A 24,073-nucleotide genomic window follows, 5' to 3' on the forward strand; every position below is an offset into this window, starting at 1 on the left:
GATCAAGAATGGACTTGTTATCCACGTCTCAAACAATTGCAATCGGTGCAGGTGCGAAGTCTGCAAAGGACGCAAAAGCTGCGAAAGGTGTTTTGAACTCGGATTTTGAAACGTTCATCCGCATGCTCACCACGCAAATGCAGAACCAGGATCCCTTGAATCCGATCGAGTCGACCGATTTTGCGACCCAGCTGGCGACCTTTTCGAGTGTCGAACAGCAGGTCTTGACCAACGATCTGTTAACATCACTTGGCGCCCAAATGGGCGCACTGAATCTTTCGCAGCTATCCGGATGGGTCGGCATGTCCGCAAATGCCGTGATGCCTGTGGAATTCGACGGCAATCCAATAACGCTTCGCGTTGAAGGGGTAGGAACAGCTCAAACGCACCAACTCGTTGTCAGAGATGAAAGCGACGCCGTTGTGTCCCGCACGGATATCTCCGGGGCAGCACAGACTCTGGATTGGCGCGGTCATGATGCCTTTGGTGGGACATTACCGCACGGACGTTATCAGATCGACGTCGAATCATTCTCGCAAGGTCAACTTGTCGCTACTCGTCCCGCACAAGTCAGCGCGCTGATTACAGAAGCAAGAGTTCAGAACGGCCAGACAATTCTCGTCTTTGAAGGAGGACAAGAAGTGGCTTCGGACGGTATCCTCGCTCTCAAACGTTCTAGTTTGACCTGAAAAGTTGCGAAAATGCCTGAAAACTGAACAGATCGGCGATTTTTCTCAAGAATGGCTGGTATTTTCAGTCGGGGCCTTTAATTGGGTTTCCACATGTGGGATATTTCTACCAGCCCTCTGCGGAGTAGAGGTATCTCTCAACCAGTTTGGAGAAGATTATGAAAAAGATTGTCACTCTGGCTTCTGCCGCTGCTTTGGCATTCGGCTCAGCAGCCCCAGTTCTGTCGCAGAGCGCGACGAACAGCGATCCCTTTGTGTCGACGCAGTCGCAGGAAGGTGATTTCCTGACCATTGGCGGTGTTCAGTACGTCGTTCTTGCTGTCGTTGCCACCGGTCTGATCATTGCACTGGCTGACGGATCGTCCACCACGACCAGCTTCGTGCCGAGCCCGTAAAAGCGGATCGCCTTAAGAAAACGGAAAAGCGGGCGTTCGGGCCCGCTTTTTCATTGGTCTACCGTACAGCGTGTTTCTCAGGTTTTTTCGTAAGATACACGAGATTCTCTGCCTTTAACGCAACAAGCTGAAAGTAAAGTATCCCAATCCGTCTCCCAACCACGTTTTGGCTTCAACGATGCGTCCACCGGCTGAAACAAGGTAGTAGTTGTTGAAACGCCCAGTTTCCGTTTTGCAAAAGACATCGACGCGCGTGACCCGTGTTCTGATTTCTCCGGATGAAAAACTCTGAGGGCCATCGGGCGTGAATGCGCAATCGGCCACGGTTTCTACAATTTGGTTTTCTCCGTCCAGATGTCGCAAAACCTGACGCTCGATACCGTCTTTCAGACCGGTTACCATCCGAAGGAGACCATTTACATTCGACGACATCAGGTCCGTTCCGAGCCCGCGCGTCGCCGTAATCACGTCTCCACGGGTTGTAACGCTTCGCCGCTCCGTCGTGCCCCACGCGGCCCACGTCCGGTAAGGGCCATTGGTTTCGATAACGCGTAGCAGGGCAACGCTCCCGGTTTTCGAAATCCGCATGAGCGCCAAAGGTTCGTCGCCTGAAGCCAACGCACGCTTGATCTGGAACTGTACCAAACGTTCATCAATCTTTCGAACGCCCTCCTGTTTCGCACGTCGTTGTTCCAGAACGGTCTTGATCACGGACGCGGCAGGCAGTTCCTGATCCTTGTTGGTGCAGCCGCTCGTCAGGGCCACGGCCACCAGAAACCCGATCGCGTAAAGATGCGGTTTCCTTCGCGTCATCTCCAGAATTTCCCCCAGCTCTTTGCGATATCGGGTCGGTGCGAATCTCGGATCGTTTCGTAAAGCCGCCCGTTCACCTCCAGCCGCTGACCACCATCGCGCGTCAGCGGACGCAGAACGCCACTGGCCTTCTGCGTCGTCGGCTGGCCAATGACCCAAGACAGAGGAATTGTGAAACGGATACCCTTGTCGAAAGAGCCTTCTCCGAATTGTTGCGCCGACACGTCGGTGAAGGTGGCGAAGGCTCCGATCTTCCAACCGTTCTTAAATTCGCGATCAAGTGTGATTGTCCCACCCCAGTCACCAGCGAGGTAGCGACCGGCATCAAGCTGGCCGTGAAAGCCGTTGCCGAAATCGTAATAGGCGGAAAGGTGACCTGTCATTTCCGGAATGACCCCTCCGGGTGTCACGCGGGACCGCAGGCCAAACTGCTGATCGAAATCGCGAGGCCGGGCGTAATTGACTTCAGCCCCAAGCGCGAGCCTGCTGTTCACGGGCTTCCAAAGAACCTCGCCAGAGACACCGGCATACATGCGCTCAAGATAGCCCAAGCTGAGACGTCCGTAGAAATCAGGGCCGAGACGACCGTATTTGGCAATCGTCAGATTCTCCAGATAGGGCTCATCGGTCTTGTTGTACTGCGAGGAGTCTGATCGCACATGTGGAAGCTGCGATGTGTTGGGCCTCGTGACTTCGTCGAGATTTCCGATGACCTTTTGCGCTACCGATCCGGCGACCTGCCAACCGGATCCAAGATGATAAACGGCCTTGGCCCGCACGCCGATATCGGCGCGGAACGGATTGTCAGGATCGAACAAGGATGTGCGAAGATATGGTCCAATGGTCCATTCGAACCGGGGATACGTGCCGGGAAGCGGATCGGGATAATCTCCAAATCGCAGAGTATCAGTAAAGGTCGCTGCGGCAAGAGCCTCTCGCGCGGGCGCGTTTTCGAGCCGTTCCAGATCTGTTCGCCCGAAGGTCATCGTGCTGGCAGGAATGCCGTTTGTCATCAGCGTGACATGCAAGGATTCGACCGAGGCGGGCAATTCGCGGCTTAGGCTGCGGAGGGTGCGGCCGAGAGCTTCGGCACCGGCGTCGTAGCGTTCATTTCGAATCGTTACATGTGCGCTGCGACCTTCGACGTCAATGCCTTCAAGGTTGATGCCCGCTTGAGCGAGGCTTCGGTTGACGCCGGACGTGATGGCCTGTCTGCGCGAAGGTTGAGTGGCCCAGCCGAGATCCGCTGCACTCTCTTGGTCACGAACGCCGACAGGCAGAGGCGCCAGTTCAGTGCCACCGGGCACACTTGGATTCTTGGGGTTAAGCGAAAACGTCAGTTGGGCGCCGAGTTCCTCGCCGTGAAGAAGAAAGGCCCTCAGATGGACGTCGTCGCGCCACCGGTAATCAAGCGCGACGTTCCACGGGCTGCCGCGTTTGATAAGGTCCTGGTTCTGTGCGACGTCGTAATTGTCAGTCGAATACTCCGCGCTCACGCTGAACTTGTCGGTGACCTGAAAGCTTGCCCCGCCAAAGACGGAATAGTCACCCTGAAACCAGTCGTCGTAGTTGAAATTGCCGCCCGTGCCAACACCCGCGAACGTAAACGAAGTCCGGGTTCCTATGCTTCCGTCGCTGGCATAGCTACCAAGCCGACCCCAACCAACGCCGCCGGTCAGACGAAGCCTGTCGCCGATGGATTTGGTCGCGACAACATACTCACCCGACAAAAGCCCGGTCCCGATGAAATCGCGCAGGCCGACAGACACGGCGGGTGTCCACGTGGTTTCGTTGAAGACCCGGAACTTCAGATCGAAACTGCGATCATAATAGGTGCCAAAAGTTGGGGTCAGATTGCGCGTCCCGGTATAGCGGAAACTGCCCGAAAGCCGGTCTGTGATCTGAAAGCTCAGCGTGGTTCGTGTGAAGCCGTCGAAATACATCACAGACGTCGCAAGCTGCCCATCCGGCGCGCTCTCGGCGGTCGGCATATCGATCAATGATCCAGGATTGCCGTAGTTGTTGGTCAGCTTTGTTTTCAGCGGATCGGCCAAGCCTGACATCGATCCAAGCGCTGTCCCGCAAATTACACCCAACCCGACGATTTTCCGCTTGCGGATCACGTCCCCATCTCCACTGCCTCTCGAGTTTCGCTTGACCGTAAAGCAAAGGACACGGCGGTGCCAATGCTTGTTTCCCGCTGGTTTCAGCATGTATCTGCTGCGTCGCTTGATTGCCACGATCTAAACAAGACTGACCAGGATAAAGGTGGCACCCGCTCCGATAAGGGTTCCAAGCGCCAGCCATACGACAGATTTCCAACGAATGCCCTTGGGCTTTTCCGGTTCTGGCATGGCTTGCCGGATGAGGGCGTTTTCCACGATCTGAGGAAGGCGAGGGCCGTAGCGCGACAGCACTGCGATCGTCCGACGCAGATCCCGAACCGCAGCGCCGGGGCCAAGGTTTTTCCGGATGTAATCTTCGACTACAGGCTTAGCCACCTGCCAGATGTTAATCTGTGGGTTCAGGCTTCGCGCCACGCCTTCCACGACCACCATCGTGCGCTGCAGCAAGATCAACTCCGTACGTGTCTCCATTCCGAACCTTTCGGTGACTTCGAAAAGATAGCTGAGAAGCCCGCCCATCGAGATCCGTGTCGCATCCATTCCGAAAATCGGTTCGCCGACGGCCCGTAGCGCGCGAGCAAACTCGTCGACATCTCGGTCAGCTGGCACATACCCGGCCTCGAAGTGCACCTCTGCCACACGCTTGTAATCACGCTGTATAAATCCGTAGAGGATTTCGGCATAGACACGGCGGGTGTATTCATCGATGTGACCCATGATGCCGAAATCGTAGGCGATGATCTCACCGGTGGACGCGACCTTTAGGTTGCCTTGATGCATGTCACCGTGAAAATAGCCGTCGCGCAAGGCATGGCTTAGGAAAAGTTGAAGCACGCGTTCGCCCAGTTCGGCGCGGTCGTGACCTGCCGCATCCAGCGCGGCATTGTCGCCCATCGACACACCTTCCGCCCATTGCATTGTCATAACCCTGCGACTGGATAAATCCCAGTTCACAGCGGGGAGCATAAACCCCGGATCGTCCGTCGTGTTGGCATCGAACTCGCTGGCCGACGCGGCTTCGAGACGCAGGTCGAGTTCTCCAAGCACGACGCCTTCGAAATGGGCGATGACATCGCGCGGTCGCAAGCGTCTGGAAGAGGGCGACAAGATTTCGATCATCTTCGCAGCGAAGTAAAAAGCGTCGATATCCTTGCGAAAGGCCTTCTCGATTCCAGGCCGAAGAACCTTGACGGCAACATCTGCGCCGCTTTCGCGCAGCCGCGCCTTGTGTACTTGCGCAATAGACGCCGCCGCTACCGGTTCGCTGAACTCGGAAAAGATCGTTTCGACAGGCGCGCTAAGTGCCTGTGACACGCTTTTCTTTGCGATGTCGACTGAAAAAGGCGGCAACTTATCCTGCAGAATGCGTAATTCGGCGGCCAGGTCATCGCCAACAATATCTGGCCGGGTCGAAAAAATCTGGCCGAATTTGATATAAGCCGGACCAAGCGCCGTCAGTGCGCGCACCGCCGGGGGCATGCTTAAGTCGCCCTTGTAGCCGAGCCATTGAAACGGCCAGGCAAGAAATCGGAGCGTACCGCGCACAAGCGGCGGGGCATCCATCGCATCCATGATGACGCGCATCGCCCCAGTGCGTTCCAGGGTGGCGCCTGTTCGTACAAGGCGCAGAAGATTATGCGGGCCGCGCAATTCTCAGATCTTCCAGCCGGAATGCAGGCAGGCAATACCCATCGACAGGTTCCTGTATTTCGCCTGCTCGAATCCTGCGGTTCTGACCATGCTCAGGAAGGTTTCCTGGTCAGGAAATTTGCGGATCGACTCCACGAGATACTGATAGCTGTCTCGATCTTGTGCAATTACCTGGCCCAAGCGTGGGATGATATTGAAAGAATAGAGGTCGTACACCTTCTGCATAAGTTCGTTCGGGATTTGACTGAATTCCAGCACCATCAACCTGCCGCCCGGGCGCAATACGCGAAAAGCCTCGTTCAGGGCTTCTTGTGGGCGGGTAACATTCCGGATGCCAAAAGAAATCGTGTAGACGTCAAAGCTGTTGTCGTCGAAGGGCAACGCCATCGCATCGCCAACGACCCAATCCAGACTGCCGGCCATGGCTTCGGCCTCAGCCCTTTTGCGCCCTTCGATCAGCATCGGTTCTGTCAGATCGAGAACTGTCGCATGCCCGTGGCCGGCTCGTTTGAGAAAACGGAAGGCGATATCGCCTGTGCCGCCGGCTACATCGAGAAGCCGCTGCCCACGGCGGGGGGCGAGCCAGTCCATCATCGCGTCTTTCCAGATCCGGTGTATGCCGAAGCTCATCGCGTCATTCATGACGTCATACTTCGACGCAACCGAGCCGAATACGCCACGCACGCGCCCTGCTTTTTCGTCCTCGGGAATGTCTTCGAATCCAAAATGCGTGGTTTTCTCGGTCATACCGCTGTGCTGGCCCTTGCCGTTTGATCTCTCACGCATTCTTATAGGCTGCCGGGGCGCGGTTACAATGCGCCCCGTTCGCTATTGAGAAGAGTGTCATGCCCGAATTGCCCGAGGTCGAGACGGTTCGTCGCGGTTTGGAACCGGCGATGACCGGGTTTGTAATAACTCACGCTCACGTTAATCGCCCCGATCTGCGCTGGTCGTTTCCAGAACGCATGGCTGAACGTCTGACAAATCGGCGGGTGCTGATGCTACGCCGTCGTTCCAAATTTATCCTGGCTGACCTGTCTTCTCAGGAGACGCTGCTTATCCACTTGGGCATGTCCGGCCGAATCCTGATCTCTGGCGATCCATTGGGTCAATTCGCGCATGATCATCCTGCTCCGGAAAAGCACGATCATGTGGTATTGGAGATGGAGAACGGCGCACGTATCACGTTCAATGATCCTCGGCGATTTGGCGCGATGGATCTGATCGGCACCGATCGCGCAGAGACGCACGCGCTGCTGCACAAGCTTGGCCCGGAACCGCTTGGTAATCAATTTGACGGGCCCTACCTCGCCTCCGCGCTCATGGGGCGGAATACGCCTGTCAAATCCGCCTTGCTCGACCAGAGAATCGTCGCTGGCCTTGGCAATATCTATGTCTGCGAGGCGCTTTTCCGCGCCGGTATCTCACCAATGCGGCGGGCCGGACGCATTTCGGCTAAGCGCGCGGCAGGGCTTGTGCCGATCATCCGTGAGGTTCTGACCGATGCGATTGCCGCCGGGGGCTCTTCCCTACGGGACTTTCGCCAAGCCGATGGAGAACTTGGATATTTTCAACACAGCTTTGATGTTTACGGTCGGGAAGGCGAAAGCTGCCGCCGACTGGACTGTCGCGGCACAATCCGCCGCAAGATCCAATCGGGCCGCTCCTCTTTCTATTGCCCCTTATGCCAAAGATAAGGTTGATCCACGCTGCAACAGTGGTAAGGAATCGGGACTGTCTGAAAACAAGCGAAAGCACATTACATGGCCTATGAGACGATCATCGTCGAAGTAGAAGACCACGTCGCAAAAATCACTCTCAATCGCCCCGACGCCCTGAACGCGCTAAACGACCAGCTTTTGCGGGAACTGGTCACGGCGCTTGAGGACGCACAGGACAACGACAAGGTGCGGTGTATCGTTATCACCGGCTCAGAAAAGGCCTTCGCCGCGGGTGCGGATATCAAGATGATGGCCGAGAAGTCCTTCGTCGATGTGTTTACCGGCGACCTGTTTGGTCCGGAGCATGGCGCGATCCTTCGTATCCGCAAACCGATCATTGCAGGTGTCTCGGGATACGCTTTGGGCGGCGGCTGCGAGCTTGCCATGATGTGCGATTTCATCATCGCCTCGGACACTGCCAAGTTCGGCCAACCGGAAATCAATCTCGGCGTGATGGCGGGCTTGGGCGGCAGTCAACGGCTCACGCGCTTCATTGGCAAATCGAAGTCGATGGACATGAATCTCACCGGACGCTTCATGGATGCTGAAGAAGCCGAACGCGCCGGACTTGTCAGTCGCGTCGTGCCCGCCAAGAAACTCATGAACGAGGTGATGTCGGCGGCACAGAAGATCGCGGAGAAATCCATGATCAGCGTGATGGCGGTAAAGGAAGCGGTCAATCGCTCTTACGAGGTTCCGCTGGCTGAAGGGCTTTTGTTCGAGCGCCGCGTCTTCCAATCGCTATTCGCGACCGAGGACCAGAAGGAAGGTATGTCGGCCTTCGCGGAAAAACGCGAAGCGCAGTTCCGCGACAAGTAAACGCCCAATTCATATGCTCGCGGTGAGTTGGCACGCGACTCGGTGGCTTAGAGGTCAGTCCAAACTGGGTGGAACACTCCGTCACGAAGACTTTGTTCAAAGGACGTAGTGCAGCTTGTCAAACTGCTCCCGCAATTCCTTCGTGCGGGATGCCACTGAGGCCGGATCGCTTGTCAGAGCTTCGGTAATCAGCGCTGCGAGCACCGGCACATCACCCGGTTTGACGCCCCATCTCACCAGTTCTGGCGTGCCTAGGCGCAGGCCGTTCATGTCGCCTACGACCGCGTCGATTGGCAAACCAATCCCGCAGGCAAGAAAACCTGCGCGGCGCAAGGTTCTCGCCGCAGTCTGCCCGCCGCCGAAATCTGCGGCGCGCAAAGCAAATTGATGAGATGCCGTGGCCCCGTCCCGCCCCTCAAATACAGGCAAACCGTTTCGCGCGAGCGCTTCGGCAAGGGCTTTAGCTACGGCGATCATCTCCTGCGCATAGGCTGGGCCATGGGTCCGCCAATCCAGCAAGCTAATGGCCAATGCCGCCGATTTCGCGGCATCGAAGTTTGCGGTCATGCCTGGAAAGGCGATGGCGTCAAGACGTTGCGCCAGATCAGCCTCGTTCGTGACTATGAGACCGCCAGCCGGGCCGCCGAGAGATTTATAGGTGCTCATCGTCATCAAATGCGCACCCTCTGACAATGGGTTGGCCCAAGCTTTTCCGGCGATGATCCCGCACTGGTGCGCTGCATCGAACAGGAGCCGCGCTCCCACCTCGTCGGCAATGTCGCGGAGCGCTGCGACGGGATGCTCGTAAAGGTTCAGGGAGCCGCCAACGGTCAAGAGCCGCGGGCGCAGGTCGCGTGCCAGGAAACGAAGTTCGGCGAGGTCAAGCGTGTACCCGTCCGCATCGACCGGCGCTTCCACCACGCGCAGTCCAAACAGCCCGGCACAACCAGCAATATGATGGGTAACATGCCCTCCGATGATTGCCGGAGGTGCGATGATTGTGTCGCCGGGCCGGCAGGTCGCCATAAAGGCGTAAAGATTTGCCATGGCGCCCGAGGCGACCCTGATCTCGGCGAAGCGGGCTTCGAAAACCTCGGCGGCGAGGGCGGCGGCGATTACCTCGATTTCCTCAATCGCCTCGAGTCCGGTTTCATACTTATCGCCCGGGTAGCCAAGCGATGGACGTGACCCGAGGCCTGAGGCCAGAAGCGCTTCGGCCCTTGGGTTCATCACGTTTGTAGCGGGGTTGAGGTTGAAGCATTCGCGCTCGTGGATCTCGCGGTTGCGCGCCGCCAGCGCTTCAACGTGTGTGGCAAGGTCCGCGGAATTCATTGGCAAGGCGTCCGACGCGATCCTTTGCACCAGATCCTCGCTGATCTCAGGCACCCAGTCTCGTCGTGTCAGTCGCATGCAGCCTCGCATTCCGGACGTACAAGGCTTACGCGCATATTTCGGCTTTGCAAGCGCGGGATTCTTTCCTATACGCCATCGTTGTACATGCGCGTGCGGCCCGCTCTGGCCAGAATCGTCCCGGCTGATGGACTTGCCGGATCGGGTTTGCCCTTGCGCAACAGACATGAAACGACCCGATAGAAAAGGCCCATACCATGGCAAATACAGCTCAGTCCAAGAAACGCGCCCGTCAGAACCTCCGCCGCCTCGACGTCAACAAGGCACGCCGGTCTCGGATTCGCACCTTCATTCGCAAAGTCGAAGAGGCGATAGCCTCGGGTGACAAAAATGCCGCACAGGAGGCGCTACGAGCCGCTCAACCAGAACTGATGCGTGGCGTCTCGAAGGGTGTGTTTCACAAGAACACCGCGTCGCGCAAGATTTCGCGGCTGGCAGCCCGTGTGAAAGCGCTCGGCTGAACCGAAGGCCTAAGTATTTGATCCTCAAAGGCACCCCATTCAGGGGTGCTTTTTTGTTCCTGTGACCCATCGAACGGCTCGCGAGATTCTTTTCGCGGAACCGTGCTGTCAAGCTTTAAGAGTTGTTGCCGACGCGTAGCTGGGATTGCTAGTTTCACGATGCGATTCACGCTTGGGGGGACAGACCAGCGCGCTGCAGTCGGCTCTTGGGATGGCTGACACGTGGTGCTCCGGATCTACGGATGCTGGTTTTTTGTCCGGATATATCCTCGTCGGGAAAACCGGAACACGGGTTGGGGCTTGTGTTGGTTGCCATGGCGAGACAGCAGAGCTGGACAAGGCTTCACCCGTTTGCAAGGGCAGACGGTACGGAAGTTTTGCCCTGTTGTCCGAGTACGTTTCGCGTGAAGGGGCGGGCCGTCTGCCGGTTGGCCATGGGTTGAAGCTTTTTGGATGCGGGACAGTGCAAGTATGACGAGCGAACAGTGGGGACTGATCAAAGAAGAGCTGCGTGAAACAGTCGGGCGCAATAACTATAAGACGTGGATTGAACCACTTGAGCTTACCCAGATTGATAATGACGTGATCACGTTTCACGTGCCGACCAGCTTTCTTGGAAATTACGTCTCCCGGAATTACGGCGATCTGATCCTCTTTAAGGTCAACGGCATGTCGCCCGACGTCAGAAGAATTGATTTCAAGGTCGCCGCGAATAAGGGCACTGACCCGGCGGCCAAGCGCGCAGTCCAATCCACCCAATCCGAAAAGCCTGTTATCCACAAAAAAGGCTTGGACGCAGTCCGCACCTCGTCTCAGAGCGCCGTTGCATCCGCTCCTCTGGACAAGCGTTTCACCTTCGATACGTTCGTGGTGGGCAAGCCGAATGAATTGGCACATGCAGCCGCGCGCCGCGTGGCTGAAGGCGGCCCCGTCACGTTCAACCCTCTTTTTCTCTATGGCGGCGTGGGGCTTGGCAAAACACACCTGATGCATGCCATTGCCTGGGAATTGCAGCAGCAAAGTCCCGAACTCAATGTCGTCTATCTCTCTGCCGAGCAGTTCATGTACCGCTTCGTGCAGGCTCTGCGCGACCGTCGCATGATGGATTTCAAAGAACTTTTCCGCGCTGTCGATGTGCTAATGGTGGATGACGTGCAGTTCATTGCCGGCAAGGACTCCACCCAGGAAGAATTCTTTCACACGTTCAACGCACTGGTGGATCAGAACAAGCAGATCATCATTTCCGCCGACCGTGCGCCAGGGGAAATCGAAAACCTGGAAGAGCGGATCAAGTCGCGCCTGCAGTGCGGACTGGTGGTCGATCTGCATCCGACGGACTACGAGCTTCGGCTCGGTATCCTGCAGTCAAAAGCTGACCATTTCGCCATGCAGTATCCGGATCTTGAAATTGCCGACGGCGTTCTGGAATTTCTTGCGCACCGGATTTCGACGAACGTGCGCGTGTTGGAAGGGGCGCTAACACGACTTTACGCCTTCGCGTCTCTGGTCGGACAGCGTATTACCCTTGAACTGTCGCAGGACTGTCTCGCGGATGTCCTGCGCGCGTCGGATCGTAAGGTCTCGGTCGAAGAGATACAGCGGCTGGTTTCCGAGCATTTCAATATCCGCCTGAGTGACATGATCGGCCCAAAGCGGGTGCGTACCTTCGCGCGGCCGCGCCAAGTGGCAATGTATCTTTGCAAACAACTGACCTCGCGGTCGCTTCCGGAGATCGGGCGTCGTTTCGGCGGCCGTGATCACACGACGGTTATGCATGGTGTGCGCCGCATCGAGGAATTGCGCAACCAAGACGCCCAAATGGCCGAGGATCTCGAAATCTTGCGTCGCGCGCTCGAAGGCTGAAGACCGGACAAAGGGGCCTTCGGGTCACACGCATGCACTGCGGTCCGAAAAGGGCTTGAGCCTTTTACGGAGTTTGCTAACGTGCGCGTCCCGGTGCCTGTCTGGCACATGTTCTTGGGGGTCAGACCATGAAGCTCAGCATCGAACGCGGCACCCTGCTCAAGGCGGTGTCACAGGCGCAGTCCGTGGTCGAGCGGCGCAATACGATCCCGATCCTTGCAAACGTGCTGATCGAAGCGGAAGGCGACGCGGTACATTTCCGTGCGACCGATCTGGATATCGAAGTGCTCGATCGTGCACCCGCGCAAGTCGAACGCGCAGGCGCGACGACTGTATCGGCCGTGACCCTGCACGAGATTGTGCGCAAACTGCCGGATGGATCGCTCGTAACGCTCACCGATGACAGCGCCGCCGGTCGTCTGACAGTGCAGGCTGGGCGCTCGAACTTTTCACTCGCAACGCTGCCCAAAGAAGACTTTCCGGTCATGGCGTCATCGGAATATGATTGCAACTTTTCCGCCAAGGCCCCGGATCTGCGTCGGCTCTTCGACAAGTCGAAGTTCGCCATCTCGACCGAGGAAACGCGGTATTATCTTAACGGTGTCTACATGCATTTGGCCGAGGCGGATGGCGGCAAGGTTTTGCGATGCGTTGCGACCGATGGCCATCGCCTTGCGCGGATCGACGCTGCGCTGCCCGAGGGCGCCGAGGCAATGCCAGGCGTCATCGTACCGCGGAAAACGGTCGGTGAATTGCGCAAGCTTCTGGACGATGACGAGATGATGATCGCCGTTTCGGTGTCCGAAACAAAGGTTCGCTTCGCGACACCAGACATAACGCTCACATCGAAAGTGATCGATGGAACATTTCCGGACTATACGCGTGTCATTCCACAGGGAAACACGCGTAAACTCGAGGTCGATGCAGCCGAGTTTGCTCAGGCAGTGGACCGTGTCGCGACCGTCAGTTCGGAACGCTCGCGCGCTGTCAAGCTTCAGCTCGATGAGGACCGCCTTATACTTTCGGTTAATGCTCCGGATAGCGGCGCAGCGGACGAGGAACTGGCCGTTGCCTATGGCGACGAACGTCTCGAAATTGGCTTTAACGCTAAGTATTTGCTCGAAATCGCAAGCCAGGTTGATCGTGAGAACGCGGTCTTCCTTTTTAATTCGTCCGGTGATCCGACGCTCATGCGTGAGGGCAACGATACCTCGGCGGTCTATGTCGTAATGCCAATGCGGGTGTGACACAGATCTGCAGTAACTGCGTACTCCGATCTGTCTTCCCGCAAGCGGTCTGCTTGACTCGAAACTCAAATCAGGACCGTGGAGGCCGGGAACTCGCATTTTCGGGGCGAGTGTTCTCAAACAAGACGCGGCTGCACAAATGAGCGGTCTGCATTTGACATATCTGGCATTGTCGCATTTCCGCTCTCATTTTTTGGCGCGGCTCACGCTCGATTCTCGTCCTGTCGCGCTTTATGGTCCGAACGGAGCTGGCAAAACCAATCTGATCGAGGCCGTTTCGCTGCTCTCGCCTGGTCGGGGCCTGCGTCGAGCGGCTGCCGCTGATATGGTCCGTCGGCCAGAGGCATTGGGATGGAAGCTCCACGCGCATTTGCGATCCTTGCATCAGACACACGAGGTGGAAACGCTGTCTGAAGAGGGCAAGCCGCGCCTGACCCGGATCGACGGAAAGGCTGCCTCGCAGACGGCTCTTGCCCGTGTCGCTCGGGTGCTCTGGCTTGTCCCGTCGATGGACAGGCTCTGGATCGAGGGCGCAGAAGGCAGGCGCCGGTTCCTTGACCGCATGGCACTCAGCTTCACGCCTTCACATGCGGAAGCGACGCTGGTTTATGAAAAGGCCATGCGCGAGCGTAATCGTCTTCTTAAGGACCAGGTACGCGACGGGCATTGGTACGTGGCGCTGGAACGCCAGATGGCCGAAGCTGGGATCGCCATCCATCAAGGCCGACTGACCGCACTTGATCGGATTTGTGCAGCGCAGGTCGAGGCGGAGACAGCTTTTCCTGCCGCCGATCTGGAGCTGACCCAGACCGAAGGAGCCATGCTGGAAACCGAAGCCGACTTTCGTGAGGCGCTGCATGAAAGTCGCTTTCGGGACATCGCCGCAGGGCGCACTCTGATCGGCCCGCACCGCGCAGACCTCTACGGTGTCTACGAGACCAAGGGCGTACCCGCTGCGGATTGCTCGACTGGCGAACAGAAGGCTTTGCTCATCTCATTAATTTTGGCCAATGCCAGAGCTTTGATGCAGGATTTCGGTGCGCCACCGATCCTACTTCTGGACGAGGTCGCGGCCCATCTTGACGCCGCGCGCCGCGCCGCGCTTTACGACGAGGTCTGCGCGCTTGGATCCCAGGCATGGATGACCGGAACAGGATCCGAGCTTTTCGTCGAACTTGGAGATCGCGCGCAGTTCGTCGAGGTGACGGAGAATAACGGGATAAGCAACGTAACGCCCCGTGGTTGCCCTTGACGCTCTCGGCTCTTGATCTCTGGCTTTACTCGGGCGCAATGGCGGTGCTCTTTCTCACGCCCGGTCCGGTTTGGCTAGCACTTGCGGCTCGCAGCCTCTCGGGCGGGTTTCACGCCGCATGGCCATTGGCGGTGGGCGTGGCGATCGGTGACATGCTCTGGCCGCTTCTGGCTGTGTTGGGCGTCACGTGGATCGTTTTGGCGGTCGAGGGACTTGCAACGCTTCTCAGATGGAGCGCTGTAGCGGTTTTCGCAGGCATGGGCGGGTTGCTAATCCGTTATGCCAACGCGCCTATTGTTCGCGACGGACGGCTTACCAGGCCCGGTGTTTGGCGCGGCTTTATCGCGGGGCTGGCGGTGATACTGTCCAATCCCAAAGCGATCCTTTTCTACATTGGCATATTGCCGGGATTTTTCGATCTCACTCGGGTTACATGGACCGATGTCGTGGCTATCGTCTCGATCTCGTTTCTTGTGCCGCTTTCGGGCAATCTGGTGTTGGCGGCCCTTTTGGGGCGTTTGCGTGGTCGTCTGACCGCGCCGCAGACGCTCCGCCGGATCAACCTCATGTCCGGGGCGCTTTTGCTTGTGGTGGCCGTGTTGATTGCGTTCGGCTGAGGCTTTTCCGAGGGTCTGCCGCAAGCTGTCCAAAAACCACAAAATATTGTGGTGCGGGCGTGACATTGCCCCCAGAAAACCGTATAAAATCGCAAAGAATAAAGGGAAAGACTGCATGGCCGAAGCAGCTGCGTCCAACGAAGAATACGGCGCCGATTCCATTAAAGTTCTCAAGGGTTTGGAGGCCGTACGCAAGCGTCCGGGTATGTACATCGGTGACACCGACGATGGGTCGGGTCTGCATCATATGGTTTACGAGGTCGTGGACAACGGGATTGACGAGGCGCTCGCCGGCCATGCCGACCGTGTCACCGTTACGATCCATGCCGACAGTTCGGTCTCTGTCAGTGACAATGGCCGCGGTATTCCCGTCGAAATGCACGAAGAAGAAGGCGTCTCGGCCGCAGAGGTCATCATGACCCAGCTGCATGCAGGCGGGAAGTTCGACAGCAACTCCTACAAGGTGTCCGGTGGCCTGCACGGTGTGGGTGTCTCGGTTGTGAATGCTCTGTCGGATTGGCTTGAGCTGCGTATTTGGCGCAACGGGAAAGAGCATATCGCCAGGTTTGAGCGGGGCGAGACAGTCAAGCACCTGGAAGTTGTTGGCGACGCTGACGGAAGGCGCGGCACCGAAGTCCGTTTCCTCGCCTCGCTTACGACCTTTTCGAACCTCGAGTACAGTTTTGAGACTTTGGAAAAGCGCCTGCGAGAGCTGGCCTTTCTGAATTCCGGTGTGCGGATCATCCTGCGCGATGAGCGCCCCACAGAACCGCTTCAGACGGAACTGCACTACGAAGGCGGCGTTCAGGAATTCGTGCGGTATCTTGACCGGCATAAATCACCGATGATGACGGACCCGATCTTTGTCAGCGGCGAGCGGGACGATATTGGCGTCGAAGTCGCGATGTGGTGGAACGACAGTTATCACGAGACCGTTCTGCCGTTTACCAACAACATTCCGCAAAGAGACGGAGGCGCGCACCTGGCTGGATTTCGTGGCGCGCTCACACGCGTCCTGCAAAAATACGCCGCCGAAAGTGGCATCGCCAAGCGCGAGAAGGTGACGTTCACAGGCGATGATGCGCGTGAAGGCCTGACTTGCGTTCTCTCCGTCAAGGTGCCAGATCCAAAGTTCTCAAGCCAGACCAAGGACAAGCTCGTCAGCTCCGAAGTGCGACCTGCGGTCGAGGGCTTGGTCAACGAAAAACTGACTGAGTGGTTCGAGGAAAATCCGAACGACGCCAAGATGATCGTCGGAAAGATCATTGAAGCGGCTCTTGCGCGCGAGGCTGCGCGCAAAGCACGGGAACTGACCCGCCGGAAATCCGCGATGGATGTCAACTTTCTGGCGGGTAAGCTCAAGGACTGCTCCGAGAAAGACCCCTCGAAAACCGAACTTTTCATTGTCGAGGGGGACAGCGCCGGCGGCTCGGCCCAGACCGGACGTGACCGGGGGACTCAGGCCATTCTGCCGCTTAAGGGCAAGATCCTGAATGTCGAACGCGCACGTTTCGACCGGATGCTCAGCAGTCAGGAAATCGGTAATCTTGTCATGGCGCTTGGAACCGGGATCGGGCGGGACGAATTCAACATAAGCAAGCTGCGCTATCACAAGATCATTCTGATGACCGACGCTGATGTCGACGGTGCGCATATCCGAACGCTGTTGCTGACCTTTTTCTATCGGCAGATGCCAGAACTGATCGAGGGCGGATACCTCTACATTGCGCAACCGCCACTGTTCAAGGTGTCGCGCGGCAAGTCAGAGGTTTACCTGAAGGATCAAGCCAGTCTTGAAAACTACCTGATCAACCAGGGCACCGAGGACGCCATCCTGCGTCTTGGTTCGGGTGAGGACATCACAGGGCAAGACCTCGTTCGTGTTGTCGAGGAAGCGCGACAGGCCGCTCGGATTCTCGAGCTTTTCCCGACCCACTATCCTCGCCATATCTTGGAACAAGCGGCTATCGCCGAGGCTTTCGAGCCTGGGCGCGCGGACGCAGATTTGCAGGGCGTGGCCGATGCCGTCGCGGCTCGTCTCGACCTGATTGCTTTGGAATACGAACGTGGCTGGCAAGGCCGTATCACACAAGATCATGGCATCCGTCTTAGCCGGATGGTGCGGGGTGTTGAAGAAGTTAGAACGCTCGACGGCCCGATCTTGCGCGGTGGCGAAGCGCGCCGTATCGGAAACCTCACCAAGAGCTTGCGCGATGTGTATTTCAAGCCAGCCACTTTGCATCGCAAGGATAGAATGCAGCCAATCTACGGCCCACTCGATTTATTGGACGCAATCCTGAAAGAAGGTGAAAAAGGGCTTTCCCTGCAGCGCTATAAGGGCCTTGGAGAGATGAATCCGAACCAGCTTTGGGAAACCACGCTGGATCCCGAGGCCCGTACGCTTCTGCAGGTGCAGATCGACGATGTTGCAGAGGCTGATGACCTCTTCACCAAACTGATGGGCGACGTGGTAGAACCGCGCCGCGAGTTCATTCAGCAGAACGCCTTGAACGTCGAAAATCTCGATTTCTAGCCAAATGTAGGTGAGCCCATATTTTTTCGCGGTGCGCATATTTTTTCGTGCCGCGAAAGGTCATATATACCGGTTTTCTTCGAATTATCAGAGGCTTGGATTGCCATTCGTTTTCGGCAGTTATTTGGTCTGTGGCTGCTCTTGGCGAGATCCGATCGGGTGTCTTCGTTTCGGTTTTCACTTGTCGGTTGCTGAATTCTGCCATTGCCCATGAGTAACCGCTAACTCTCACTTCGCGGAGATTGAGCCAGATCAGATGCGTTGCTCCGAGGGTCAATTCCTTACCCAAAAGTTGGTCAAGGCCGAGGAAAGCGATTTGCTCTCAACTTGATTGTGGGCAGAGAGGGCGGGAAACAGTCATTCGCTGCGCCGAACACCAATGGCTGGATTGCGCAGTGAAGCGGGCTTTGCAGAGGCGAGTCCAATTCGCGGAAGCAGACCTTTATGTGGCATGCCGCGATGGGAGGATCGGAAATTGCCTTGGTCCCGCGCCAATGGTAGGTCTGAAGTCATGCTCCCCTCGCATGTGGAGGCATTGATCGAACCACCGCAAGGAATGCACCGCAATGCAGATCGACCGCCTTATCCTTCGAAATTTCAAAGGGTTCGAGGAGCTTGATCAGCGCTTAAACAAGCGGTTCACGCTAATCGTCGGAAAAAATGGTGTGGGCAAGTCCAGCATCTTGGACGCCCTGTCGGTTGCTTTTGGCGCTTTCTTGCTTGGAATTCCCGACGCATCTTCCCGCCACATCCAGAAGGGAGAGGTGCGGGAAACCTCGCGAGAGTTCGACGGTCGTCTGGATTTTATCTCCGCCTATCCCGCCGTGGTCGAAGCCGAAGGCGCCCTTCATGACCCGATGTCAGGTCAGTCCCATCAACTCACTTGGAAACGGGAACTGACCAATCCCAAAGGTCGTACAACGATCAAGGACGCACGCGAAATCCGCACCTTGGCCGACGCGGCCTATGTCGGGGCGATTGCTGGGGACGACCCGAACCTGCCCCTTCTGTCCTACTACGGCACCGGGCGCCTTTGGGGTGAGCCGAAGCGCATGGCCCGAAAGGACCGACCTTCACGGTTCGACGCCTATCGCAACAGCCATGAACCACGGGTTTCTTCGAGTGACCTTCTGGGCTGGCTCAAACGCATGCGCCTGAGCGAATTCGAAACCGAACGTCCCTCGCCGATAATGACGGCCTGGCGCGCGGCGGTGGAAAGCTGTTTCGATGAACAAGTGCGCGTGGCTTATTCGCCCTCGCGCGAACGTCTTGAAGTCACTTTCGAGGACCGAAGCCAAACCGTCGCTTTTGAAAACCTCAGCCATGGGCAGCGCAGCATCCTGTCGATGGTCGGTGACATTGCCTATAAATCAATCATCCTGAATCCGCACTTGGGCGCCGAAGCCGTCAGCACCGCGCGGGGTATCATCTTGATCGACGAAATCGATCTACACCTGCACCCCACTTGGCAAAAGCTCATCATCCCCGCACTTTTGCGCGCCTTCCCCGGCCTGCAATTTGTCGCCACCACCCATTCGCCCTTCGTGATTCAGTCGCTCAGCGAAGGGGTCTTGCTGGACCTGGACGAAAGGGAGTTGGACGACCGGGTCCACAACCTGCCGATCGGCGAGATTATCGAAGACGTGCAGAAGGTTGAGTACAAGGATCGCTCGGCGTCCTACATGCGGAAAATGCAAGGCGCTAAGGCCTATTTGGAGACGGTAGATCGTTTGGCCTCCAGCACGGATCCTAATGAACGCATTGAGCTGAAAGATGAGTTGGACCAGATGGAGCGCCGCTTCCAGGACCCCTCTCTGGAGGCCGTGATGAAGATCGAGCGCATGACCCGCCTGAAACGGGCCGGCAAATGAGGCCTGTGGTCAAGGGCCCGGCCCCACAGCCCGAATACGAGCCTTATGGCAAGGCGCTGGACGACCTGACGCTGCAAATCGGCTATTATTGCAGCTATTGCGAACAGCGCATAACCCATGCTCCCGAAGTTGAACACGTTCAGCCCAAGTCCCTTGTGCCTGGCTTAGAACACAGTTGGGAAAACTTCTTGCTGGGCTGCAAGAGTTGCAACACCGTGAAGGGGAATGCTCCGGTTGATCTGGCGCAGGTAGCTTTCCCCGACATGGACAACACCTTTCGGGCCTTGGAGTTTCACGCGGATGGCCGGGTCACGGTGGCGTCGGACCTGGGCCCGGATGCAACTTACTTGATGGAGGAGGCCGTCAAACTGGTCAAGTTGCACCGCCACCCCAACGCACCACACCTTGAGGACCGGCCGACCACGCGCGACAAGCGGGCCGATTTTCGTTTGGATGCTTGGGCACTCGCGCAACACGAGTTGAAAAGATATGAAGAATTCCTCCACGATCGTGTCTTCGCCGACGTTCTTGCAGAACAGATCGCCAGCGTCATCGCCCCCCAAACCGGCTTCTTTTCTATCTGGATGACCGTCTTTGCCGATCATCCAGAGATGCTGCGCCGTTTCATCACCGCTTTTCCTGGCACGGACGGGGCCTGTTTCGACCCGAACGGTCGACCCGTGCCCCGGCCTAACGGACGGTTCTGAGCGCCAGACCTCAAACTCCTTTGTCAGCTGCACTTGCCAAGCGTGAATCCACCGCAGCGGCAATTCAGTCAGGGCATTTGCGCCTCGGCGCACCAAAGTTGCGCGCCATTCAGCAACCATCTGAAAGCAGAGGCACGACCTAATTCGGGTTCAGCGGTAACCGTGGGCCGAACATGTCGCCGATTTTTCCCACCGTTTCATAATCTGTATGCTCTGCGTGGCATCTATGGGGATGCGGCGCGACGCGCCAAGGTCAGACATGAAGAAACTGCAAGGCGGTAATCGCGAGCCTTTTGAAGGACTATTAAGGGCCGGTCGCGTCGCATGTGGGGAGAGCGAGGAGCGATCACTCGCTCCGCCATCGGTATCGCCGAAAACACGGGCCGAAATCGTCCCTCCGCAGCATATTTTGACGACGTGTCGGACTTGTCCATCCTCTGTTAGAAGGACACAACAATAGATGCAAATTACGCAGTTCTAAGGCGTTCTGAACTTCCGGGATTAGCAGGGACTGCCGATGGCAGGAGTAAACATGCGGGTCAGGCGCATTTCTATTAAAAACTTTCGCGGCATCAGAGATCTTGAGTGGCAGCCGTCAGATGGCCTTAACTGTCTTGTTGGACCGGGCGACAGTGGGAAATCTACAATAATAGATGCGCTGGACTGGTGCCTCGGTGCCCGTCGGTCAGTTCCAGTAACGGACGCAGATTTCTTCGAACTCAAAGTGAATGAGCCGATCGTCATCGAATGCATTCTGGGCGACCTAAATGATAGCTTGAAAAACTTGGAAGCATATGGAGCTTTTCTTCGCGGGCTGGCCAGCGACGGTTCTCTGGAAGATGAGCCTGGCAACGGTCTTGAGACAGTCTTAGTCCTCCAACTGATGATCGAGAGCGATCTTGCAGGACAGTGGCGTTTAATCTCGCCACGCGCCGAGGATTTGGGCCAGACTCGCGGGCTGAGCTGGGGGGACCGCGTTTCACTGGCGCCAACCAGGATTGGCACATTTGCCAATCAACATCTGGGTTGGCAACGCGGATCGCTTTTGAATCTGTTGGCAGACGAACGGGCTAATGCAGCGGCCGAGCTGGCGGAGGCTGCCCGGCAGGCCCGCGAAAGCTTCGGCGACTCGGCGGGCGAACAGCTGGCCCAAACCCTTGAGATTACAAATGAAACGGCTAAAGAATTGGGCATCGGTATTGGGCACGAAGTCAGGGCGATGCTCGACGCCCACGCCGTGAACTTCTCCGGTGGCACCATCGCCATACATGACAGCAACGGTGTCCCTCTGCGTAAGCTCGGTATGGGATCGAGCCGTCTACTGGTAGCTGGCCTGCAGCGCAGGATTGCGGAGAGATCGTCGGTTGCGCTTGTGGACGAAGTCGAAATCGGACTCGAACCACACCGCATCGCCAAGTTTCTCACTGCCTTGGGGGCGAAGCAGGCCAGGCCGCCGATGCAGGTTTTCATGACAACACATTCCCCAATCGTCTTGCGTGAACTACGCAGCCAGCAACTCAGTTTGGTTCGCGCCAGTGGAGAGCATTTCGTCATTCCGGCAGGCGATACGGATGATGTCCAGGCAGCGCTGCGCAGCTCGCCGGAAGGTTTCCTTGGACTCCATGTCCTTATTTGCGAGGGCGCGACAGAAGTTGGCCTCATAAGGGGCTTGGATCTTTTCTTCAGTGACAGGAACCGGCCAACCTTTCAGGCGGCGGGCGGTGTCGCTCTCGACGCGGGCGGGGTCTCCCGAATTTATCGCAAGGCTCTGCCTTTCGCCAATTTGGCGTATCACGCCGCTGTCTTGAGGGACGACGATGTCCAGCCAGACGCAGGTGCTGAAGAAATGTTTGAAGAAGCAACAGGCACGGTTTTCGCGTGGACAAAGAATTGGGCCTTCGAGGATGAACTCTTCGACTGCCTGAGTGGAAATGGGATCGATGAAATGTGGGACTTCTTGATAAAAACCCATGGCGAGGCCAAGCTGGTCCAACATTTGCGGAGCGCAAACAATGGGCCGGTAGATCTTGAGGCGCTGTTTGATGACCCGGATGAAGACGACCGGTCGCTATTGGCTGCAGCGTCCAAGAAGGGCGGTTGGCTGAAGCGGATCGATATCATGGAGGACGCGGCCCATCGCGTGGTCGGGCCTGATCTCGCCGACATGAAGAAAGATTTTACGGAGGTAATTGAGGGCATCTACGCTTGGGCTGGCGCGGGCGATGAGTGATGTCGACATGCTTGGCATTCGGCGTGGATTGATCGTCGCCCCGGCCGGGTGTGGGAAAACGCAACTTATCGTCGATGCGCTCAGTCGGGCCGAAACCCGCTTGCCCTATCTGGTCCTCACTCACACCAATGCCGGCGTAGCTGCGCTCAGGCATCGCCTCACTCGGCAAGGCGTTGATCGATCTGTCTATCGTGTCGCGACTATAGATGGCTGGTCAATGCGTCTGGCAGCGCTGTTTCCGGCGCGATCCGGATATACTGACGGGCTACACCCGAAGAAGCCCAGCTATCCGAAAATTCAGAAAGCCACACGAAAGCTGCTGGAGGAGGGCCATCTGGCAGACATCTTGCCATCGAACTACGCTGGGCTCATCGTTGATGAGTATCAGGATTGCTCGGTCGGGCAGCACGCGATCGTCTTCTTTGCCGCGCGCCACCTCAAGACCTGCGTTCTCGGCGATCCGATGCAGTCGATTTTCGGATTCGGCGCCAACAGGCTGGCCGATTGGGATAAGCATGTTTGTCGACACTTCCCGCTGGCTTTCGAACTCGATCATCCCTGGCGCTGGATCAACGCTGAAAACGAGGCCTTGGGAAGGTGGCTGCTTGCCGCCAGACAGGATTTACTGTCTGGAAGATCCATTGATCTGCGCGACGCACCGGACACGGTCCACTGGCGAAAATTGGAGAGGGAGGGTAACGATTTTGATGTGCTGGTTGAAGCAGCACGGGTACGCCACAGGGAACCCGGCGAAACGTCGCTGGTGATCGGGGACAGTCGGTCCGCGCCCAGTCGCTACCGGGTGGCACGACGCATTCAGAACATGGTGACGATTGAGCCGGTGCATCTGAATGATCTCGTCTCGTATGCGTCTGGCGTCGATCTCGAAGATGGGCTGTCCGTCGGCGAGACCCTCGACTTCGCCGAGTCGGTGATGACCAATATCGGTGCGAAAGCGATTATGAAGCGGGTCGATGCGCTCCGATCCGGTTCGGCCCGAAAGCCGTCCTCAGACTTCGAGCGGCTTGTCGTCCAGGTCTCGGATGCGCCCACATATCAGGGCCTCGCTGCTATCCTGTCGGCATGCTCGGCACTGTCTGGTACGACTGTCTATCGGCCGGGTGTTCTTCGTGCGGCGTTGCGCGCTTTGGAGATGACCGACAGCGGGAACGGCATGAACTTCGGCGATGCGGCTGTGCAGGTCCGTGAAGAGAACAGGCTAATAGGGCGACAACTGCCGCGCTCAGCCATTGGTTCAACGCTCTTACTGAAAGGGCTCGAAGCGGATCATGTCGTCGTACTGAACGCGGATCAACTCGACGCAAGGAATCTATATGTCGCGATGTCTCGGGGCGCGAGATCGGTGACGATCTGCTCAAGACGGCCCATTCTGAACGGGTGATTGCCGTTGAGCAGCCGGAGTAAAGGGTCAGTCAGAATCAGCCTTCTTTCCCGAGCTTGGACTTATCGCAGCCCCACGCCCCCAAAAGCACGATGATGTCTGATGTACGAATGTCCGGTCAGTCGACGCGGCACCGCAGAGAAAGATGTGCGAGTGAATGGCGGGTAAGGGCCTTATGGGGAAGATTCCATGGCATGATCGGCATCGGTCGTACCGGTTTCATGCGCCGAACCTGCGGCGCTTATAAGCGGGAGACCGATAACTTGC

General features: G+C 57.3%; 19 protein-coding genes. 14 read left to right on the top strand and 5 right to left on the bottom strand.

Going from position 1 to position 24,073, the window contains the following annotated elements; translation table 11 throughout:
- The first annotated feature begins 8 nt into the window (after positions 1-8).
- A complete protein-coding gene (locus EZV60_RS05295; RefSeq protein ID WP_135502868.1) occupies positions 9-689 on the top strand; it encodes a flagellar hook capping FlgD N-terminal domain-containing protein in 681 nt (226 codons plus the stop codon).
- Positions 690-847: 158 nt separating this feature from the next.
- The gene (locus EZV60_RS05300; RefSeq protein ID WP_135502870.1) at positions 848-1,084 is read left to right on the top strand and encodes a hypothetical protein; all 237 of its coding nucleotides are present in this window, start codon (positions 848-850) and stop codon (positions 1,082-1,084) included.
- A gap of 114 nt (positions 1,085-1,198) precedes the next feature.
- Here the strand turns inward: EZV60_RS05300 and EZV60_RS05305 are convergent, their stop codons facing one another.
- The 4 genes from EZV60_RS05305 to ubiE all read right to left on the bottom strand — a co-directional run bounded on the left by EZV60_RS05305 (position 1,199) and on the right by ubiE (position 6,420).
- Entirely contained in the window at positions 1,199-1,897 is a 699-nt protein-coding gene (locus EZV60_RS05305) for a YjbF family lipoprotein (protein WP_135502872.1), read from the bottom strand.
- A complete protein-coding gene (locus EZV60_RS05310) occupies positions 1,894-4,020 on the bottom strand; it encodes a YjbH domain-containing protein (protein ID WP_245306217.1) in 2,127 nt (708 codons plus the stop codon). The genes EZV60_RS05305 and EZV60_RS05310 overlap by 4 nt, the downstream gene beginning before the upstream one ends.
- Positions 4,021-4,140: 120 nt before the next feature.
- Positions 4,141-5,673, bottom strand: a complete 1,533-nt coding sequence (ubiB, locus tag EZV60_RS05315; protein WP_135502874.1) for a 2-polyprenylphenol 6-hydroxylase — start codon at positions 5,671-5,673, stop codon at positions 4,141-4,143.
- 3 nt (positions 5,674-5,676) lie between these two features.
- Complete coding sequence (gene ubiE, locus EZV60_RS05320; protein WP_135502876.1) at positions 5,677-6,420, bottom strand: bifunctional demethylmenaquinone methyltransferase/2-methoxy-6-polyprenyl-1,4-benzoquinol methylase UbiE; 744 nt, start codon at positions 6,418-6,420, stop codon at positions 5,677-5,679.
- A gap of 98 nt (positions 6,421-6,518) precedes the next feature.
- Here ubiE and mutM point away from each other — a divergent pair, with 98 nt between their 5' ends.
- Together mutM and EZV60_RS05330 are read left to right on the top strand one after the other, a co-directional pair.
- Positions 6,519-7,370 carry a bifunctional DNA-formamidopyrimidine glycosylase/DNA-(apurinic or apyrimidinic site) lyase gene (gene mutM, locus EZV60_RS05325; protein WP_135502878.1) on the top strand — a complete coding sequence of 284 codons (852 nt, stop codon included), beginning with the start codon at positions 6,519-6,521 and terminating at the stop codon, positions 7,368-7,370.
- A gap of 66 nt (positions 7,371-7,436) precedes the next feature.
- Positions 7,437-8,213, top strand: coding sequence for an enoyl-CoA hydratase (locus EZV60_RS05330; protein ID WP_135502880.1), 777 nt, complete (start codon positions 7,437-7,439; stop codon positions 8,211-8,213).
- Between the two features lie 96 nt (positions 8,214-8,309).
- Here EZV60_RS05330 and EZV60_RS05335 read toward each other — a convergent pair whose 3' ends face one another.
- Positions 8,310-9,623 (bottom strand): serine hydroxymethyltransferase, encoded by a 1,314-nt coding sequence (locus EZV60_RS05335; protein WP_135502882.1) that lies wholly within the window; start codon positions 9,621-9,623, stop codon positions 8,310-8,312.
- A gap of 197 nt (positions 9,624-9,820) precedes the next feature.
- On the opposite strand from EZV60_RS05335, the gene rpsT reads away from it, so the two are divergent.
- The 10 genes from rpsT to EZV60_RS05385 all read left to right on the top strand — a co-directional run bounded on the left by rpsT (position 9,821) and on the right by EZV60_RS05385 (position 23,806).
- The gene (rpsT, locus tag EZV60_RS05340) at positions 9,821-10,084 is read left to right on the top strand and encodes a 30S ribosomal protein S20 (RefSeq protein WP_135502884.1); all 264 of its coding nucleotides are present in this window, start codon (positions 9,821-9,823) and stop codon (positions 10,082-10,084) included.
- A gap of 453 nt (positions 10,085-10,537) precedes the next feature.
- Entirely contained in the window at positions 10,538-11,947 is a 1,410-nt protein-coding gene (gene dnaA / locus EZV60_RS05345; RefSeq protein ID WP_425353554.1) for a chromosomal replication initiator protein DnaA, read from the top strand.
- Positions 11,948-12,075: 128 nt separating this feature from the next.
- Positions 12,076-13,194: a DNA polymerase III subunit beta gene (gene dnaN / locus EZV60_RS05350; protein ID WP_135502886.1), complete on the top strand. Its 1,119-nt coding sequence runs from the start codon at positions 12,076-12,078 to the stop codon at positions 13,192-13,194.
- 139 nt (positions 13,195-13,333) lie between these two features.
- On the top strand, positions 13,334-14,446 hold the full coding sequence (gene recF / locus EZV60_RS05355; RefSeq protein WP_135502888.1) for a DNA replication/repair protein RecF: 1,113 nt from the start codon (positions 13,334-13,336) through the stop codon (positions 14,444-14,446).
- On the top strand, positions 14,443-15,063 hold the full coding sequence (locus tag EZV60_RS05360) for a LysE family translocator (RefSeq protein ID WP_135502890.1): 621 nt from the start codon (positions 14,443-14,445) through the stop codon (positions 15,061-15,063). The genes recF and EZV60_RS05360 overlap by 4 nt, the downstream gene beginning before the upstream one ends.
- Before the next feature lie 115 nt (positions 15,064-15,178).
- A complete protein-coding gene (gyrB, locus tag EZV60_RS05365; protein ID WP_135502892.1) occupies positions 15,179-17,596 on the top strand; it encodes a DNA topoisomerase (ATP-hydrolyzing) subunit B in 2,418 nt (805 codons plus the stop codon).
- A gap of 566 nt (positions 17,597-18,162) precedes the next feature.
- Complete coding sequence (locus EZV60_RS05370) at positions 18,163-19,467, top strand: AAA family ATPase (protein ID WP_135502894.1); 1,305 nt, start codon at positions 18,163-18,165, stop codon at positions 19,465-19,467.
- Complete coding sequence (locus tag EZV60_RS05375) at positions 19,464-20,174, top strand: HNH endonuclease signature motif containing protein (protein ID WP_135502896.1); 711 nt, start codon at positions 19,464-19,466, stop codon at positions 20,172-20,174. Before EZV60_RS05370 ends, EZV60_RS05375 begins: the two co-directional genes overlap by 4 nt.
- Positions 20,175-20,691: 517 nt before the next feature.
- On the top strand, positions 20,692-22,404 hold the full coding sequence (locus EZV60_RS05380; protein WP_135502898.1) for an ATP-dependent nuclease: 1,713 nt from the start codon (positions 20,692-20,694) through the stop codon (positions 22,402-22,404).
- Positions 22,397-23,806: a UvrD-helicase domain-containing protein gene (locus EZV60_RS05385; RefSeq protein WP_135502900.1), complete on the top strand. Its 1,410-nt coding sequence runs from the start codon at positions 22,397-22,399 to the stop codon at positions 23,804-23,806. The genes EZV60_RS05380 and EZV60_RS05385 overlap by 8 nt, the downstream gene beginning before the upstream one ends.
- Positions 23,807-24,073 lie beyond the last annotated feature (267 nt).

Source organism: Roseovarius aestuariivivens (assembly GCF_004761875.1).
Lineage (GTDB): Bacteria > Pseudomonadota > Alphaproteobacteria > Rhodobacterales > Rhodobacteraceae > Roseovarius > Roseovarius aestuariivivens.

Bases quoted from the DNA above. Each gene is read 5' to 3' on its own strand.
- EZV60_RS05305 (WP_135502872.1), bottom strand. From the start codon at position 1,897: ATGACGCGAAGGAAACCGCATCTTTACGCGATCGGGTTTCTGGTGGCC.
- EZV60_RS05295 (WP_135502868.1), top strand. From the start codon at position 9: ATGGACTTGTTATCCACGTCTCAAACAATTGCAATCGGTGCAGGTGCG.
- rpsT (WP_135502884.1), top strand. From the start codon at position 9,821: ATGGCAAATACAGCTCAGTCCAAGAAACGCGCCCGTCAGAACCTCCGC.
- EZV60_RS05300 (WP_135502870.1), top strand. From the start codon at position 848: ATGAAAAAGATTGTCACTCTGGCTTCTGCCGCTGCTTTGGCATTCGGC.
- EZV60_RS05375 (WP_135502896.1), top strand. From the start codon at position 19,464: ATGAGGCCTGTGGTCAAGGGCCCGGCCCCACAGCCCGAATACGAGCCT.
- EZV60_RS05335 (WP_135502882.1), bottom strand. From the start codon at position 9,623: ATGCGACTGACACGACGAGACTGGGTGCCTGAGATCAGCGAGGATCTG.
- EZV60_RS05330 (WP_135502880.1), top strand. From the start codon at position 7,437: ATGGCCTATGAGACGATCATCGTCGAAGTAGAAGACCACGTCGCAAAA.
- EZV60_RS05380 (WP_135502898.1), top strand. From the start codon at position 20,692: ATGGCAGGAGTAAACATGCGGGTCAGGCGCATTTCTATTAAAAACTTT.
- mutM (WP_135502878.1), top strand. From the start codon at position 6,519: ATGCCCGAATTGCCCGAGGTCGAGACGGTTCGTCGCGGTTTGGAACCG.
- dnaA (WP_425353554.1), top strand. From the start codon at position 10,538: ATGCGGGACAGTGCAAGTATGACGAGCGAACAGTGGGGACTGATCAAA.
- EZV60_RS05370 (WP_135502894.1), top strand. From the start codon at position 18,163: ATGCAGATCGACCGCCTTATCCTTCGAAATTTCAAAGGGTTCGAGGAG.
- gyrB (WP_135502892.1), top strand. From the start codon at position 15,179: ATGGCCGAAGCAGCTGCGTCCAACGAAGAATACGGCGCCGATTCCATT.
- recF (WP_135502888.1), top strand. From the start codon at position 13,334: ATGAGCGGTCTGCATTTGACATATCTGGCATTGTCGCATTTCCGCTCT.
- ubiE (WP_135502876.1), bottom strand. From the start codon at position 6,420: ATGACCGAGAAAACCACGCATTTTGGATTCGAAGACATTCCCGAGGAC.
- EZV60_RS05385 (WP_135502900.1), top strand. From the start codon at position 22,397: ATGAGTGATGTCGACATGCTTGGCATTCGGCGTGGATTGATCGTCGCC.
- dnaN (WP_135502886.1), top strand. From the start codon at position 12,076: ATGAAGCTCAGCATCGAACGCGGCACCCTGCTCAAGGCGGTGTCACAG.